Genomic DNA, 13,925 nt, shown 5'->3' on the forward strand with positions numbered 1-13,925 from the left:
CCAGACTTAAAGTTTTGCAGTAATGTTGTCGAGAATATCTTTTTGCGCATCTTTATCGATAGAACGCTCAAGGATTTTCTCAGCACCAGCTACAGCCAGAGTAGCAACTTGTTTGCGCAGCTCATCGCGTGCACGATTGCGTTCAGCTTCAAGTTCTGCTTCTGCTTGCGCTAGGATTTTCTGGCGTTCTGCCTGAGCTTCCTCGCGAGCTTCATCAAGAATTTGAGACTTACGTTTGTTCGCTTGTTCGATGATCTCAGTTGCTGTGCGCTTCGCTTCTTTCAATTGATCAGAAGCGTTGGCTTGTGCTAGATCCAAGTCTTTCGCAGCACGTTCTGCTGCTTGAAGACCATCAGCAATTTTCTTCTGACGCTCTTCGATCGCTTGCATCAATGGTGGCCATACATACTTCATGCAGAACCACACAAATAGTGCGAACGAGATTGCTTGACCTAGCAGAGTTGCGTTTATGTTCACAACAGCTACCCCTCTATTTGGACTTAGTGTTAATCAGTGACAAGCGATAATCGCCCGTCCCGAGTTAAAGGTGATTAACCTAGTTGACCAACGAATGGGTTTGCGAAAGTGAATAGTAGCGCGATTACGATACCGATCATTGGAACCGCATCAAGTAGACCCGCGATGATGAACATCTTAACTTGTAGCATAGGAGCCATTTCTGGTTGACGTGCAGCACCTTCTAGGAATTTACCACCTAGCAGTGCGAAACCAATCGCTGTACCAAGAGAAGCAAGACCGACGATAATACCTACGGCGATTGCAGAAAAGCTCAGTAAAGTTTCCATTACTATCTCCAATTTATAGTTGTTGGCTTAGTGCCCAAATAAAAAGCTTTAAAAAAATTAATGATCAGGATCTTCGTGTGCCATTGACAGGTAAACAATTGTCAACATCATGAATACGAAGGCTTGAATCGTAATAACCAAGATATGGAAGATTGCCCACGGTAGTGAACCCATCCATTGTAAGTACCATGGTAGCATTGCCGCACAAAGAATGAATACAACCTCACCCGCGAACATGTTACCGAATAGACGCATACCAAGTGATAGAGGTTTCGCTAATAGCGATACCACTTCAATTAGTAGGTTAAACGGAATCATCAGTGGGTGATTGAATGGATGTAGTGCAAGTTCTTTTGCGAATCCACCTAGACCTTTTACTTTGATGCTGTAGTAAATCATCAATGCAAAAACGCCTAGAGCCATAGCCATGGTGATATTCACATCAGCAGACGGTACAACCTTAAGGTAAGGAATACCTAGCCAATGCTCTGCTGGGTATGGTAAGAAGTCGATAGGAACTAAGTCCATCACGTTCATCAAAAATACCCAACAAAAGATAGTCAGTGCTAAAGGCGCGATCAGTGGGTTGCGTCCATGGAACGTGTCTTTGACGTTATCGGCGACAAATTCAACGATCATTTCTACAGCACACTGAAGCTTACCCGGTACACCCGCTGTTGTTCTCTTTGCTACTTTGTAAAAAATTCCGAGGAAAATTAAACCAGTAAACCAAGAAAAAAACAGGCTATCGATATGTACGTTCCAGAAACTTGTCTCCGACCCTACTAAACCCAACTTGTATAGCGATAGGTTAGAAAGGTGGTGGGCAATGTAACCGGACGATGTTAGCGCTTCACCTGGCGCAGCCATAACTCATCCTATTTTTTGTTGTTAATGAATAGCACTGGTGCACAGATATTAATACCTAGTACCAGCAAATAGGTTAGTTTGAGGGGAACAAGTTCCACCTGCATATACATGTAGGCAACATAGAACAGTGCAACCGTGATGAGAATTTTCAGTACTTCACCCGTATAGAAGGAAGCAGCGATGCGCTTGGCAGCGCGAGCTCCACTAAACATGAAAGCACACAGCGCGAATACTGCATTGGCAACAACAAAAATGCCTCCGCCAATCAGCGCTGAAAATCCCCAGTCAGGATTTATGGCTACCGCCATTCCTGCTGCCACAAAAATAACCGCGCCAGACTGGATCATTAACAATTGCCTTGCGAGCTCTCGTCCTGGTCTAGCTAACGCAGCTACCATGTATTCGTACCTCTAGTAATATCCACTTCGCACTTAACTCTCTGTGCTGGGAAATTGGCGAAAATTATACGTTCAGTTCAACGTAAAGCAATTCGATTGCATCAAAAACTTACAGTTTTGTTTACAAAACGACAACTTTCGCACAAAATTCGATTAATTAGATTAATTGACCTAAATCAATTATCTCATCTAGGCCTCAAGCTTGGCAATTAGTTGGTCCAATTTGTGAGGCTCATCAAGACTTATCGTCAATTTCGCTTTTCCGTTTGCAGAACGGGTAAGAGAAACTTTTGCATCAAGCAGCTGACTCAATTTATGCGACATTTGCTCGGCTTCGGTATCCTCTTGTTGCCCTTTTTGCTCATTTTGTGGGGCTAAGCACTTTTTTACTAACTGTTCGGTTTGGCGAACAGTCATTTGCTTCTTAGCCACTTGTTGAGCTACTTCGACTTGCTGTTCGCCTTCTAACGCTAACAGAGCTCGAGCATGACCCATTTCCAATTTTTTATCTGCAACCAGACCTTTTACATCAACTTCCAACTGATTCAGACGTAATAGGTTACTCACCGTCGTTCTTGATTTACCAATCACATCGGCCACTTGCTGATGTGTCAGCGTGAATTCATCTTGTAGACGCTCAAGCGCTTGGGCTTCCTCAATCACATTCAAGTCTTCACGTTGAATGTTTTCAATCAACGCCATGGCGATGGCGGCACGATCTTCAACTTTTTTCACCAAACACGGCACGCGTTTTAAACCCGCCTGCCTTGCAGCACGCCAGCGGCGCTCACCTGCGATGATCTCAAACTGACCATTTTCGACCTGGCGAACCACGATTGGTTGAATAATGCCTTGTGATTGAATCGAAGCCGCTAGTTCTTCTAGCGCTTCAGGCGCCATATCTTTACGCGGTTGGTATACGCCCGGCTGCAATTGACCAATCGCTAAATCGGTTAACTCACCGTCTGCCGATAATTCTTGGCTATGCGATGCAATATGCTGTTTTTCACGAGCAAACGAACTGGTCGACAATAACGCATCCAGTCCTTTTCCGAGACCACGCTTAGACATGGGATTGAATTCCTTAGGTTAGAGTTAAACTGGGATTTCTTCGCGGCGGAGCATTTCGCCCGCTAGAGCAAGATACGCTTTGGCACCTGCGGAGTACTTATCGTAGTACATTGCAGGCTTACCGTGACTTGGTGCTTCAGCCAAACGAACATTACGCGGAATGACAGTACGGTAAACTTTATTCCCAAAGTGTTTTTTAAGTTGATCGGATACTTCATTCGATAAGCGGTTGCGTGGGTCGTACATGGTACGCAATAAACCTTCGATTTTGAGGTTTTCATTCACGACAGCCGCTAACTTGCTGATTGTATCCATAAGAGCAGTTAAACCTTCTAACGCAAAGTATTCACATTGCATCGGCACCAGCACAGAGTCAGCTGCCGCCATCGCATTGATTGTAAGAAGGTTTAGAGAAGGAGGACAATCAATAAAGATGAAATCATAGTTATCGCGAACTGACGACAATGCATTTTTTAGACGCACTTCACGAGCGAAAACTTCCATCAATTTGATTTCTGCCGCGGTCACGTCTCCGTTCGCCGCGATCAAATCATACTTCCCTGTTGTTTGGGTACAAACGACTTGATCGAACGGTGTATCTTCAACCAAAAGATCGTATGCAGTGGCGTCGACCATATACTTATCCACGCCACTGGCCATCGTAGCATTGCCTTGCGGGTCGAGATCGATCACCAAAACCTTGCGCTTTGTTGCCGCCATCGAAGCCGCTAAGTTAATGCACGTTGTTGTTTTGCCGACCCCACCTTTCTGGTTGGCGATTGCTACAATTTTACCCACGATTACCTCGCTAATTTTCCTTGCGCGATAAGATTACTAGATGACGATCACCTTCCAACTCAGGAACAGCCAAAGATATGATCTCTGTCACACTGCACCATTCAGGAAGCTGATCCATTTCATCTTTAGGGTGCTGTCCTTTCAGCGCTAGAAACACCCCGTGCTCTTGTTTCGGCAAATGGTGGCACCATTCCACCATGTCTGTCATTGAAGCAAAAGCTCGACTCAAAACGCCATCAAATTTTTCTTCAGGCTGGAATTCTTCGACGCGACTTTGAATTGGTGTCACGTTTTTCAGCCCTAATGTGTGCACAACTTGCTTGATAAAACGGATGCGTTTGCCAAGACTGTCGAGCAAAAAGAAGGTTTTCTCAGGGTTCATGATTGCCAAAGGGATGCCCGGTAACCCCGGACCAGTACCAACATCAATGAAGCGCTCACCGGGCAGGTGTGCGCTTACAACGATACTATCAAGAATATGTTTCACTAACATATCAAGCGGATCACGTACCGATGTTAAATTGTATGCTTTGTTCCATTTGTCGAGCAGTTCGACATAACCAACTAACTGCTCTCGTTGCTGTTCTGACACTTCCAAATCGGTTTTCGCGATCAGTGAATCCAGCTTTGTTCGCAATGCGCTCATTATTCTTCCTCACCTTTCTTCAGCAAACCATGCTTTTTCAAGTGAACAAGTAGAATAGAAATTGCAGCAGGCGTAATACCAGAAATGCGTGATGCAATACCGATGCTCTCTGGTTTGGCCTCGCTCAGTTTAGCAACGACTTCGTTTGATAAACCTTTTACATCGCGGTAATCCAAATCAGCAGGTAACTTGGTATTTTCGTGACGCAGTGATTTTTCGATCTCTTCCTGCTGACGCTTGATGTAACCATCGTATTTCACTTGAATTTCAACTTGCTCAGCCGCTTGCTGATCTTCAAGAGCAGGAGCAAACGCTTCAAGTTGCGTCAGTTGCGAATAAGTGATCTCTGGACGACGCAGAAGATCCTCACCACTCGCTTCACGGGCCATTGGGGTTTTCAGCAGCTTGTTCAACTCATCAACACCCTCTGACTTCGGATTCATCCACGTTGCTTTCAAACGCTGACGCTCCGTTTCCATATTGTTGATTTTCTCGTTAAAGCGAGCCCAACGAACATCATCAATCAAGCCTAGCTCGCGCGCTTTTTCCGTTAAACGTAAATCGGCGTTATCTTCACGAAGTAGCAGGCGGTATTCCGCACGAGAAGTGAACATGCGGTACGGCTCTTTGGTACCCATGGTCGATAAGTCATCAATCAACACGCCCATGTAAGCTTGGTCACGACGTGGGCTCCAGCCTTCTTTGTCTTGGCTAAACAAGCTTGCGTTTAGGCCCGCCATCAAGCCTTGCGCTGCGGCTTCTTCGTAGCCAGTCGTACCATTAATCTGGCCAGCAAAGAACAAACCATGGATGAACTTCGTCTCGTACGTTTGCTTCAAATCACGTGGATCGAAGAAATCATATTCAATCGCATAACCTGGGCGAACGATGTGTGCATTTTCAAACCCTTTCATTGAGCGCACGATTTGTACTTGCACATCAAATGGCAAGCTGGTCGAGATACCATTAGGGTATAACTCGTGCGTGGTTAGGCCTTCTGGCTCAATGAAGATTTGGTGGCTGTTTTTGTCAGCGAAACGCATCACTTTGTCTTCAATAGACGGACAGTAACGAGGACCAATACCTTCAATCACACCTGCGTACATTGGACTGCGATCCAAGTTACTGCGGATCACATCGTGAGTTTGTTCATTGGTGTGGGTGATGAAACATGGAATCTGACGCGGATGCTGTTCACGTTTGCCCATGAACGAGAATACAGGCGTTGGGTTATCACCGTGCTGAGCTTCTAGCACTGAAAAATCAACAGTACGAGCATCAATGCGCGGTGGAGTACCTGTTTTTAAACGATCCACACGGAACGGCAGTTCACGCAGTCGATCCGCTAATGCGATCGATGGTGGATCCCCGGCACGACCACCAGACGAGCTTTCCATACCTATGTGGATCTTACCACCAAGGAAGGTACCCACGGTTAGCACAACGGCTTTCGCATGGAAGCGAAGTCCCATTTGAGTTACCACACCAACTGCGCGATCTTGTTCAACAATCAGATCATCAACTGATTGCTGGAACAACGTTAAGTTAGGCGCATTTTCTAATGCATTACGAACGTACGCTTTGTACAGAGCGCGATCGGCTTGAGCTCGAGTTGCTCGTACTGCAGGACCTTTGGAGGCATTTAGTGTACGAAACTGAATACCTGCATGGTCGATGGCTTCAGCCATCAAACCGCCCATAGCATCTACTTCTTTTACTAAGTGACCTTTACCAATACCACCGATCGCCGGATTACAAGACATCTGGCCTAATGTATCGATGTTATGGGTAAGGAGAAGCGTTTTTTGTCCTGTGCGTGCAGATGCGAGCGCGGCTTCCGTTCCTGCGTGTCCGCCACCGACAACAATGACGTCAAAGTTTTCGTGATAAAGCATGAACTGACCTCAGGTATTCAAAGGGATTTAATGGACAGATAAAGGAGCCGTATTTTACCTGCTTTATGCCAGAGAGAAAAACGTTTTCTCGTTTTATCCGTTTTAAGCTTCAAGATAAATATATATAAGATCTATATATATGATCTTTTATTAGATCTACTATTAGGATCGACCGTTTCTGTGGATAACCTAAAAATGATCAACAAGATCATGGATCTTCTTTGGATCATATCTTGTGATCATGATTGGATCAGATCGAGGATTACCTGGGATCAAAAGTGGTGGTTATACACAGGGGGTAAAATTGATCAAAGTTGTTATTGGGATAACTAAAGGAAAATCACTGGATCTTATTGTAGTTATCCACAGTCTGTTTGGTTGGTTTTTGAGCGGTTAAACAAAATAATTTGGTGGGAGTTATTCACATGGGAGAAAACAGAGCCGAATTTCGACTCTGTTGAAGGGAAAGTCGTGAGTTTAAAAACGTTCGATATTCTCTTTTAACCACATCTCTGCGGCGTCTTCTGGCACATCATGGCTCAGTACATCGATTTTAAAGCAATCTGCGAGAGGGGTTGCACCAATATCCTCTAATAAATCATAAGCGTGTTGACCAGCGGCACAGAACGTATCGTAGCTAGAGTCACCAATCGCAATCACCGCAAATTTTACATCAGTCATTTTTGGCGGTGTATTTTGTAATGCTGCGATAAAAGGTTGGATATTATCAGGATACTCACCAGCTCCATGTGTAGAGGTGATCACCAACCACGTACCTTGATTTTCGATATCACTGAGGGAAGGCTGGTTGTGGATCGTTGTTTCAAATCCATTCTCGTTGAGTAGATCACTCAGGTGATCCCCTACGTATTCTGCGCCACCTAACGTGCTGCCTGTAATAATGTGGATCATACTTCTTCCTTATTGAATGCGACGGCTAAAGCTCATGGATGGCTTGCCGTACAAAAAGAAACGCGGTGTGAGTTAAGCTCAGCACCGCGCGTTCGATTATTTACTTCCCGATACAGAATGAAGAGAAGATTCGTCCCAGTAAGTCGTCAGAACTGAACTCACCGGTAATCTCATTGAGATGTTGTTGGGTGATGCGTAGCTCTTCAGCCAATATTTCACCAGCCATATAGCCTTCAAGCTGCTCCTGGCCTATTTGAAGGTGCTGTGCGGCACGTTCTAATGCATCGAGATGACGACGACGAGCCATAAACCCACCTTCACTGTTGCCAGAGAAGCCCATACACTCCTTGAGATGATCGCGCAGAGCTTCAACCCCTGAACCAGTCTTCGCTGACAAACGGATAAGGGTAGGGTTATTGACGTGGCAGATCCCCATATCTTCACCCGTTTGATCCGCTTTATTACGGATCACCGTTATGCCAATGTTGTCTGGTAGGCGATCCACAAAATCTGGCCAGATATCTTTCGGATCGGTGGCATCGGTTGTTGTGCCATCTACCATGAACAACACGCGGTCTGCTTGGGCTATTTCATCCCACGCACGTTCGATACCGATTTTCTCTACTTCATCGGAAGCATCACGCAAACCTGCTGTATCAATGATGTGTAGTGGCATGCCATCAATATGGATGTGCTCACGCAGTACATCACGCGTGGTTCCTGCGATGTCGGTTACGATTGCAGACTCTTTACCCGATAGTGCGTTCAGCAGGCTTGATTTGCCCGCATTTGGACGACCCGCAATCACGACTTTCATCCCTTCACGCATAATAGCGCCTTGGTTAGCTTCTTTGCGCACCGCATCTAGGTTGTCGATGATGGCTTGTAGGTCACCAGCCACTTTACCGTCGGCCAAAAAGTCGATCTCTTCTTCAGGGAAGTCGATGGCTGCTTCAACATAGATACGCAAATGAATCAGCGACTCAACTAAGGTATTAATGCGGCCTGAAAATGCGCCCTGTAAGGATTGCAGTGCCGATTTTGCTGCTTCTTCAGAACTGGCATCAATGAGGTCTGCGATCGCCTCGGCTTGAGCGAGGTCGAGTTTATCGTTCAGAAATGCGCGTTCAGAGAACTCACCAGGGCGAGCAGCTCGAATACCATCTATACCTAGAATGCGTTTTATCAGCATATCCATCACGACAGGGCCGCCATGGCCTTGCAGCTCAAGTACGTCTTCACCGGTAAATGAATGCGGGTTAGGGAAGTACAGTGCGATGCCCTGATCAAGCACAGTGCCATCTTCTGACTTAAACGGCAGGTACTCTGCGTAGCGGGGCTTTAGTGTTTTGCCAGTGACTTCTAACGCCACTTGGTTGGCTTTAGGGCCAGAAACTCGAATAATACCGACACCGCCACGACCAGGCGCGGTCGCTTGAGCGACAATCGTATCTGTAGTCATAATTTTGCCTTTTGAGCTGGGCTATAGGGAAGATACCTAGGGAGCCATCACAATTAATTAGCTGAATTGTAATCAGCCAAAAACAAAAAGGCGACCTTTTGGCCGCCTTTCTCAATCATTTCCTAAAAGGTTACTTGCTGTGTAAGCCTTTTTTCTCTAATCCTTTGTAGATCAGAGTTTGCTGGATAAGCGTTACGATGTTCGACACCAACCAGTACAGAACGAGACCTGATGGGAAGAACAAGAAGAAGAAGGTAAACATAACCGGCATAAAGGTCATGATCTTCTGCTGCATTGGATCCGTTACCGTTGTCGGGCTCATCTTCTGGATTAGGAACATAGACGCACCCATCAGTAGAGGCAGGATGTAGTAAGGGTCCTGCGCTGAAAGGTCATGAATCCAACCGAAGAATGGTGAGTGACGTAGCTCTACCGATTCCATTAGCGCCCAGTATAGTGCGATGAAAATAGGCATCTGTAGGATAAGAGGTAGACAACCACCTAGTGGGTTCACTTTCTCTTTCTTGTACAGTTCCATCATTTCTTGGCTCATGCGCTGACGGTCATCACCGATACGCTCACGCATTGCTTGCAGCTTAGGCTGTAGCATGCGCATTTTCGCCATAGACGTGTATTGCGCTTTTGTTAGTGGGTACATTGCACCACGAACGATGAAGGTCAGACAGATGATTGCCACACCCCAGTTACCAACAAAGCTCTGGATGAATGAAAGCAACATATGAAGAGGCTTCGCAATGAACCATAACCAGCCGTAGTCCACTACTAGGTCTAGGTTAGGTGCCACTTCTGCCATTTCATCTTGCAGTTTTGGACCAACCCAAAGTGTTGCTTCAAACTTAGCCTGATCGCCTGTTGCGATAGTTTTGTTTGGCATACGAACGCCGATGTCGCCTAGGTTGCCAATTACACGAGTGTATAGGTTAGTACCTGGTTCGTTACGTGGGATCCAAGCTGCGGCAAAGTAGTGCTGAATCATTGCTGCCCAACCTTGGCCATCGGCTAGGTTAAGAGACAGGTTGCGATCCTGCATATCATCAAAGCTGTACTTCTTGTAACGCGTATCTTCTGTTGAGTATGCGCCACCACGGTAAGTAGGCATTGTGATGCTACCACCATCGTCCATTAGGTTTTGACGTAGGTGAGCGTACATACCAAATGTTGCGTTGTTGCCTGAGTTGTTCACTACATCGTATTCAACATTAAGCGCGTAGCTGCCGCGTTTAAAGATGTAAGTTTTGGTGTATTCGATGCCGTTTGCAGTGAATGTCATCGGAACGCGAAGTTCATCTTGACCGTCAGCCATTGTGAAGCTGTCTGCACTTACGTTGTAGTGAGGGCGATTTGTGCTGCTCAAGTCGATACCTTGAGGACCCACTAGACCGCTTTGAGCGATAAATTGGTGACCTTGAGCGTCTTTAAGCAGAACAAAGGAATCTGATGAATCTAACTCAGCAGAGTATTCGTTAAGGTTGGCATGTACCACATCGCCACCAACGGTGTCGATCGACAGAGTTAAAACATCAGTCGTTACTGTGATAGTTTTTGCAGAAGCTTGCTGTTGACCAGGAACTGGGTCAAGTTCATCAGCAAAAGATGGTGCAGGTAGAGTGCTGCTTGATTGAGCCTGTTCAACTGCTTGAGGTTCTGGATTCTTTGCAACTTGCCATTGTTGAAACAGCAAAAAAGAAACCAGGGCCAAACCGATGAGCAGGATATTACGTTGAGAATCCATCGTTAGTTATCTCTGTCTTGTTTTTGGACTGGTGGAACGGGGTCATACCCCCCTTCATTCAAAGGGTGGCATTTTAATAGACGTTTGCCTGATAACCAACATCCTTTTACAAAACCGTGAGCTCTCAAAGCTTCTAGCGCGTAAGTGGAACAGGTTGGTGTGAACCGGCAACGAGGACCAATCAAAGGGCTGATAAACCAGCGATACAGATAAACGAGCCCAATGGCTATCCACGTGAAGGGCGAGACAGGCGTTGCCATAGCTTATCAAACAACTTAAAAATTTCCTCATTGCTTAAATCTTGCGCGCTTTTTTTCGCAATCACAACAAAATCTTTGTTTGGAAGCTGATGTTGATTGTTACGAAAGCTTTCACGAGCCAAACGCTTAAATCGGTTACGACCGACAGCCGTTTTGATTTGCTTTTTGGGAACCGCTAAACCTAATCGTGGGTGAGAAAGTTTGTTATTGCGAGCAATGATGGTGAAATGAGGCGAGCCAGCTCGATGAGCTTGCTGGAAGACGTTTTGATAATGCTCGGGAGTTAACAAACGTAACTCCCGATTAAACGCGTACGTGTTCAAAATAAACTAGCGATTATTTTGATAGGCGCGCACGGCCTTTTGCACGACGTGCGTTGATAACTTTACGACCGTTCTTAGTTGCCATGCGAGCACGGAAGCCGTGAGTACGCTTGCGCTTTAGAACTGTAGGTTGAAAAGTGCGTTTCATGATAATTACCTTTACTGATCAGTAGTTTTAGGTTCTTGTTAAACCCGGCGTGGGTATTTGCTTTCTTATATAAAGAAGCTCTTTATATAGAGAAGGACAACCGACGCCTCTCAACAAAGAGGCGGAATTGTAATCACACTCACATAATGTGTCAATGACTCAATGAGTACGAAATTCCGGCCGGGCGATTATACGTAGTGTGAGTAAAATCTCAAGGATCAATCGATCCTGATGCTTGATCGTTACTCTATTCCTACTTGGTTAAGGAATTTTTTCAAACGAGGATCTTGTGGATTATCGAAGATATCCTGTGGAGAACCTTGCTCTACGATATTGCCTTCCGCCATGAAGATCACTCTATCAGCGACTTCTTTCGCGAATTGCATCTCGTGCGTCACCACCAGCATGGTTTGATGCTGATTAGCTAACTTCTTCATTAATGAGAGAACTTCACCGACCCATTCAGGATCCAGCGCAGAAGTTGGTTCGTCAAATAACAGCAGTTCTGGTTGCAGCGCCATCGCTCGGCCGATACCCACACGTTGTTGTTGGCCGCCAGACAATGCCGCTGGATAACTATCGCCTTTATCCCCAAGGCCGATGTCATCCAGAATTTGTTGCGCTCGTTTGAGAGCATCGGCTTTTTTCCAGCCTCGAACGGTCACTAGACCTTCGGCAATGTTCTGGCGCGCATTCATGTGGGCAAACAGGGCATAGTTTTGGAACACAAAGCCAGTTCGACGACGCAGCGCTAATACTTCGGCTTTAGTGTGTTTTTGAGTATCAACGGAGATGTCATCTATCGTGATACGACCTTCATCTGCCTGCTCTAGAAAGTTCACCGTACGCAGCAAGGTTGATTTACCCGTACCACTTGAGCCGATAATCACGATGATCTCACCTTGCTTAATATCGAGGTCGATGCCTTTCAGCACTTCAGTCTCACCAAAACGTTTGTGAATATTTTCTAACTTAATCATCGTACGTACGCCTTATTCAGTTTTGCTTCTGCCCAGATTTGTACGCGAGTCAGAATCACCACCACGCCCCAGTAAATAAGAGCAACCGCAAGGAAAGCTTCAAAGAAACGGAAACTTGATGAGGCTTCCATCTGTGCTTTCGCCATGATTTCGGCCACACCAAGCGTGAAGGCGAGAGACGTTGACTTGATCATATCGATGAAATAGTTCATCAATGAAGGCAGTGCGACACGCGTTGCTTGAGGTAAAATCACTCGGCGCATTGCTTGGGATGTCGTCATACCGACCGATAAGCTCGCTTCCATTTGGCTGCGATCAATACCAATAATGGCGGCACGAATACTTTCCGCCATATAAGCGGCAAAGTGCAGCGTTAAACCGATAACCGCTGCTGAAAAGGCGTCGATACCGACCATCAATGGAAAAATTTGCGGTAAGCCGTAGTAAAGCAGGAAAAGCTGAACCAACAGTGGGGTGCCACGGAAGAAGCTGATGTACAGTTGGCTTAATTGATCCAGAACTGGCAGTTTAAATACGCGAATATTGGCTAAAATGACGGATAAAATCAGCGAAAACACCAATCCCCATGTCGCCATTTCCATGGTTGTGCCAAGATATTTCAGCAATATCGGCAACAGTTCCAACATGTAATTAAAGTCAAATCCCATACGGCTTACCTAAAGGCTAGAGAAAAGAAAAGGTGGAAAACAAGTTCCACCTTTACGTAAGTTTATTTTAGTCCGAGAGTGATACCACTTTGCGGCCTAAAGTACAAAGAGTTCTTATTTCGTGATGTCAGCGCCAAACCACTTCACGGAAATTTTCTCTACTGTACCATCTGCGCGCATCTCAGCCAGTGCTTTGTTTACTTCTTCTTGCAGTTTACGACCTTTCTCGTTGTCAACGAAAGGCCATGCGTTTTGAATGGTCTCAAACGGTTCGCCTGCCAATTCCAGAGGAAGGCCAGTTTTCTTAATCAGCTCTAACGCAGAAAGACGATCCATTACAAATGCATCTGCTCGACCGAGCGCCACGTCATGTTCGATACCTGTGTCGTACGTTTTAATGTTGATCTTGCCGTCTTTGTCGTATTGACGCAGCAGTTGCTCAAAGTTAGAGCCTAGGTTCACCGCAACGGTTTTGCCCGCAAGATCGTCAACACCTTTGATGCTGTCGTTGCCTTTACGCACGGTAATTTGTGCGCCATCTACAACGTAAGGGTCAGCAAATAGGTATTTAGCTTTACGCTCATCAGTCATGGTGATTTGGTTGGAGATCGTATCGATACGACCCGTTTCTAAAAGACCAAATAAACCAGAGAAGTTGGCTGTTACGTATTCGATTTTGTAATCGTTACGTTTACCGATTTCATCCCACATGTCGACTTCAAAGCCTTGTAGCTTGTCTTGCTTTACAAAAGTAAACGGGAAGTAGCGACCTGACATACCAACTTTGACTTCAGTAGCGGCTTGTACGGTTGCTGCCGACAGTGCAATGGCTGCAACGGCAACCTTAATCCAGTTTTTCATAATACATCTCCATAATTTTATGGTTGGAAATACTACTGTTAGTTAGCTCAATTAAATAAATAACCAAGAGCAAT

General features: G+C 45.7%; 17 protein-coding genes. All 17 read right to left on the minus strand.

Annotated features, from left to right (window positions below):
• Nucleotides 1–6: 6 nt before the first annotated feature.
• Nucleotides 7–477 (minus strand): F0F1 ATP synthase subunit B, encoded by a 471-nt coding sequence (gene atpF / locus R7Z47_RS21055; protein ID WP_005378929.1) that lies wholly within the window; start codon nt 475–477, stop codon nt 7–9.
• Nucleotides 478–551: 74 nt separating this feature from the next.
• Nucleotides 552–806, minus strand: coding sequence for a F0F1 ATP synthase subunit C (gene atpE, locus R7Z47_RS21060; protein ID WP_002540812.1), 255 nt, complete (start codon nt 804–806; stop codon nt 552–554).
• 57 nt (nt 807–863) lie between these two features.
• A complete protein-coding gene (atpB, locus tag R7Z47_RS21065; RefSeq protein WP_005378922.1) occupies nt 864–1,676 on the minus strand; it encodes a F0F1 ATP synthase subunit A in 813 nt (270 codons plus the stop codon).
• A gap of 8 nt (nt 1,677–1,684) precedes the next feature.
• Entirely contained in the window at nt 1,685–2,074 is a 390-nt protein-coding gene (locus R7Z47_RS21070; protein WP_005378921.1) for a F0F1 ATP synthase subunit I, read from the minus strand.
• A 189-nt stretch (nt 2,075–2,263) separates the two neighbouring features.
• Nucleotides 2,264–3,145 carry a ParB/RepB/Spo0J family partition protein gene (locus R7Z47_RS21075; protein ID WP_005383840.1) on the minus strand — a complete coding sequence of 294 codons (882 nt, stop codon included), beginning with the start codon at nt 3,143–3,145 and terminating at the stop codon, nt 2,264–2,266.
• Between the two features lie 24 nt (nt 3,146–3,169).
• A complete protein-coding gene (locus tag R7Z47_RS21080; RefSeq protein WP_005383838.1) occupies nt 3,170–3,943 on the minus strand; it encodes a ParA family protein in 774 nt (257 codons plus the stop codon).
• A gap of 10 nt (nt 3,944–3,953) precedes the next feature.
• A complete protein-coding gene (gene rsmG / locus R7Z47_RS21085; RefSeq protein ID WP_005378902.1) occupies nt 3,954–4,589 on the minus strand; it encodes a 16S rRNA (guanine(527)-N(7))-methyltransferase RsmG in 636 nt (211 codons plus the stop codon).
• Nucleotides 4,589–6,484 (minus strand): tRNA uridine-5-carboxymethylaminomethyl(34) synthesis enzyme MnmG, encoded by a 1,896-nt coding sequence (gene mnmG, locus R7Z47_RS21090; protein WP_005378901.1) that lies wholly within the window; start codon nt 6,482–6,484, stop codon nt 4,589–4,591. The genes rsmG and mnmG overlap by 1 nt, the downstream gene beginning before the upstream one ends.
• A gap of 477 nt (nt 6,485–6,961) precedes the next feature.
• Nucleotides 6,962–7,396, minus strand: coding sequence for an FMN-binding protein MioC (gene mioC / locus R7Z47_RS21095; RefSeq protein ID WP_005378900.1), 435 nt, complete (start codon nt 7,394–7,396; stop codon nt 6,962–6,964).
• Between the two features lie 100 nt (nt 7,397–7,496).
• On the minus strand, nt 7,497–8,858 hold the full coding sequence (mnmE, locus tag R7Z47_RS21100) for a tRNA uridine-5-carboxymethylaminomethyl(34) synthesis GTPase MnmE (RefSeq protein WP_213867295.1): 1,362 nt from the start codon (nt 8,856–8,858) through the stop codon (nt 7,497–7,499).
• 130 nt (nt 8,859–8,988) lie between these two features.
• Nucleotides 8,989–10,611 carry a membrane protein insertase YidC gene (gene yidC, locus R7Z47_RS21105; protein WP_005383834.1) on the minus strand — a complete coding sequence of 541 codons (1,623 nt, stop codon included), beginning with the start codon at nt 10,609–10,611 and terminating at the stop codon, nt 8,989–8,991.
• Between the two features lie 2 nt (nt 10,612–10,613).
• A complete protein-coding gene (gene yidD, locus R7Z47_RS21110; RefSeq protein ID WP_005378822.1) occupies nt 10,614–10,871 on the minus strand; it encodes a membrane protein insertion efficiency factor YidD in 258 nt (85 codons plus the stop codon).
• A complete protein-coding gene (gene rnpA / locus R7Z47_RS21115) occupies nt 10,838–11,161 on the minus strand; it encodes a ribonuclease P protein component (protein ID WP_005394102.1) in 324 nt (107 codons plus the stop codon). The genes yidD and rnpA overlap by 34 nt, the downstream gene beginning before the upstream one ends.
• A gap of 46 nt (nt 11,162–11,207) precedes the next feature.
• Nucleotides 11,208–11,342 carry a 50S ribosomal protein L34 gene (gene rpmH, locus R7Z47_RS21120; RefSeq protein ID WP_005378825.1) on the minus strand — a complete coding sequence of 45 codons (135 nt, stop codon included), beginning with the start codon at nt 11,340–11,342 and terminating at the stop codon, nt 11,208–11,210.
• Nucleotides 11,343–11,584: 242 nt separating this feature from the next.
• Nucleotides 11,585–12,322 carry an amino acid ABC transporter ATP-binding protein gene (locus tag R7Z47_RS21125; protein ID WP_005378827.1) on the minus strand — a complete coding sequence of 246 codons (738 nt, stop codon included), beginning with the start codon at nt 12,320–12,322 and terminating at the stop codon, nt 11,585–11,587.
• The gene (locus R7Z47_RS21130; RefSeq protein WP_005378829.1) at nt 12,319–12,990 is read right to left on the minus strand and encodes an amino acid ABC transporter permease; all 672 of its coding nucleotides are present in this window, start codon (nt 12,988–12,990) and stop codon (nt 12,319–12,321) included. The genes R7Z47_RS21125 and R7Z47_RS21130 overlap by 4 nt, the downstream gene beginning before the upstream one ends.
• A gap of 114 nt (nt 12,991–13,104) precedes the next feature.
• The gene (locus R7Z47_RS21135) at nt 13,105–13,851 is read right to left on the minus strand and encodes an amino acid ABC transporter substrate-binding protein (RefSeq protein ID WP_005378831.1); all 747 of its coding nucleotides are present in this window, start codon (nt 13,849–13,851) and stop codon (nt 13,105–13,107) included.
• Nucleotides 13,852–13,925: the final 74 nt, after the last annotated feature.

This window comes from Vibrio sp. 1641, assembly GCF_033339995.1.
Lineage (GTDB): Bacteria > Pseudomonadota > Gammaproteobacteria > Enterobacterales > Vibrionaceae > Vibrio > Vibrio alginolyticus.

What these genes read in the sequence shown, in the direction of transcription:
- atpE (WP_002540812.1), bottom strand. Translation starts at nt 806, where the DNA reads ATGGAAACTTTACTGAGCTTTTCTGCAATCGCCGTAGGTATTATCGTC.
- atpB (WP_005378922.1), bottom strand. Translation starts at nt 1,676, where the DNA reads ATGGCTGCGCCAGGTGAAGCGCTAACATCGTCCGGTTACATTGCCCAC.
- R7Z47_RS21070 (WP_005378921.1), bottom strand. Translation starts at nt 2,074, where the DNA reads ATGGTAGCTGCGTTAGCTAGACCAGGACGAGAGCTCGCAAGGCAATTG.
- R7Z47_RS21075 (WP_005383840.1), bottom strand. Translation starts at nt 3,145, where the DNA reads ATGTCTAAGCGTGGTCTCGGAAAAGGACTGGATGCGTTATTGTCGACC.
- rsmG (WP_005378902.1), bottom strand. Translation starts at nt 4,589, where the DNA reads ATGAGCGCATTGCGAACAAAGCTGGATTCACTGATCGCGAAAACCGAT.
- mnmG (WP_005378901.1), bottom strand. Translation starts at nt 6,484, where the DNA reads ATGCTTTATCACGAAAACTTTGACGTCATTGTTGTCGGTGGCGGACAC.
- mioC (WP_005378900.1), bottom strand. Translation starts at nt 7,396, where the DNA reads ATGATCCACATTATTACAGGCAGCACGTTAGGTGGCGCAGAATACGTA.
- mnmE (WP_213867295.1), bottom strand. Translation starts at nt 8,858, where the DNA reads ATGACTACAGATACGATTGTCGCTCAAGCGACCGCGCCTGGTCGTGGC.
- yidC (WP_005383834.1), bottom strand. Translation starts at nt 10,611, where the DNA reads ATGGATTCTCAACGTAATATCCTGCTCATCGGTTTGGCCCTGGTTTCT.
- yidD (WP_005378822.1), bottom strand. Translation starts at nt 10,871, where the DNA reads ATGGCAACGCCTGTCTCGCCCTTCACGTGGATAGCCATTGGGCTCGTT.
- rpmH (WP_005378825.1), bottom strand. Translation starts at nt 11,342, where the DNA reads ATGAAACGCACTTTTCAACCTACAGTTCTAAAGCGCAAGCGTACTCAC.
- R7Z47_RS21125 (WP_005378827.1), bottom strand. Translation starts at nt 12,322, where the DNA reads ATGATTAAGTTAGAAAATATTCACAAACGTTTTGGTGAGACTGAAGTG.
- R7Z47_RS21130 (WP_005378829.1), bottom strand. Translation starts at nt 12,990, where the DNA reads ATGGGATTTGACTTTAATTACATGTTGGAACTGTTGCCGATATTGCTG.
- R7Z47_RS21135 (WP_005378831.1), bottom strand. Translation starts at nt 13,851, where the DNA reads ATGAAAAACTGGATTAAGGTTGCCGTTGCAGCCATTGCACTGTCGGCA.